This window comes from Actinoplanes sp. NPDC051513, assembly GCF_044454685.1.
Classification (GTDB): domain Bacteria; phylum Actinomycetota; class Actinomycetes; order Mycobacteriales; family Micromonosporaceae; genus Actinoplanes.
Genome location: NZ_JBITDW010000070.1, coordinates 1 through 1,537 on the forward strand (window position 1 = coordinate 1; position 1,537 = coordinate 1,537).

At 65.6% G+C, this 1,537-nt stretch carries 2 protein-coding genes; both read left to right on the forward strand.

The window, feature by feature from the left end; all coding sequences use genetic code 11:
• Nucleotides 1–84: 84 nt before the first annotated feature.
• Nucleotides 85–519 (forward strand): transposase, encoded by a 435-nt coding sequence (locus ACIA5D_RS51750; RefSeq protein WP_396038124.1) that lies wholly within the window; start codon nt 85–87, stop codon nt 517–519.
• Nucleotides 516–1,523 (forward strand): IS3 family transposase, encoded by a 1,008-nt coding sequence (locus ACIA5D_RS51755; protein WP_396038125.1) that lies wholly within the window; start codon nt 516–518, stop codon nt 1,521–1,523. Before ACIA5D_RS51750 ends, ACIA5D_RS51755 begins: the two co-directional genes overlap by 4 nt.
• Nucleotides 1,524–1,537: the final 14 nt, after the last annotated feature.

A 1,537-nucleotide genomic window follows, 5' to 3' on the forward strand; every position in this document is an offset into this window, starting at 1 on the left:
GCCCTCTCGGTCAAGATCGTGTGAGACACCCCGTGTGAGTGTGGGGTGATGACCTGAGGGTGGGGATCGGAGATCCTGGTGTCCGTGTCCACTTCATCTGATAAGCCGCCGGTGGGCGGGTCTGATCCGGCGCCGAAGCCGTCGCGGCGGACGTTCAGCCCGGCGTACAAGCTGGCGATGGTCGAGGCGTACGAGGCCGCGCCGAATGGGGAGAAGGGCGCGTTGCTGCGCCGGGAGGGTTTGTATTCGTCGCACATCATCGAATGGGCACGGGCTCGTGATGCCGGTCTGCTCGGGAAGCCCGAGGGCTGGGAAACGGGTTCCGGGACGGCCGGAGCCGGGCGGTCGAAGAAGAGTAGCGAGCAACTCGAGTTGGAGAGGTTGCGTCGGCAGAACGAGAAGTTGCAGGCGGATCTGAAGAAGACCCGCATGGCTTTGGACATCATGGGAAAAGCACACGCGCTCTTGGAGGAGCTGTCCGGGAGCGCGGACGATCAGAGGCCGCCGAAGAAATCCTGACCGCAGCGTTCGAGCATTTACGGACCGCTCAGATATCGGTGCAACGGGCGTGCACGCTGACCGGAACGTCGCGGGCGACCTACTACCGCAAGGCGAAACCGGTCGGGCCCCGGCACGGGCCGTGGCTGCCGCGGACACCGCCACCGCAGGCGCTCAGCCTCGCCGAGCGTGAGGAGGTCCTGGCGGTGCTGAATGCGCCCGGCTACGCGGACCTGGCGATCCCGCAGGTGTGGGCGCGGGAGCTCGACCAGGGCCGGTACTGGTGCTCGATGTCCACGATGTATCGGATCGCGCGGGTGGCCGGGCAGAACCGGGAACGGCGCCGGCTGGCCACGCATCCGCCGCGGGTGCGCCCGGAGCTGGTCGCGACGGGCCCGTTGCAGGTGTGGTCCTGGGACATCACCGCGTTGAAAGGCCCCGTGAAAGGGGTCTGGTTCAAATGCTATGTCATCATCGACATCTTCTCCCGATACGTCACCGGCTGGCTCGTAGCCGCTGCCGAGGACGCGACCGTGGCCCGCGATTTCCTCGCCGAGGCGGTCACCCGGAACGGAATCGAGCCGCACACCATTCACGCCGACCGCGGGGGTGCCATGACCTCGAAACCCGTCTCGGAAATGCTCGTCGACCTCGGTGTCCTGCGCTCGCATTCCCGGCCGCGGACATCGAACGACAATCCGTACTCCGAAGCTCAGTTCAAAACGATGAAATACATGCCCGACTTCCCGGACCGGTTCGGATCCCTCGCCGACGCCCGCACTTTCTGCGAAGAATTCTTCACCGCCTACAACCATGAACACCGCCACTCCGGGATCGGCTGGCACACCCCGGCATCCGTGCACTACGGCACAGCCGACCAGATCCGCCGACACCGCCAGGCCACCCTGGACACCGCTTACACCCAGCACCCCGACCGGTTCACCCGCCGGCCCCGCGCACCCCAACTGCCCGACCAAGCCTGGATCAACCAGCCAGCAACACAGGCACAAACCGTCTCAATTTGACTTGACAAATACCG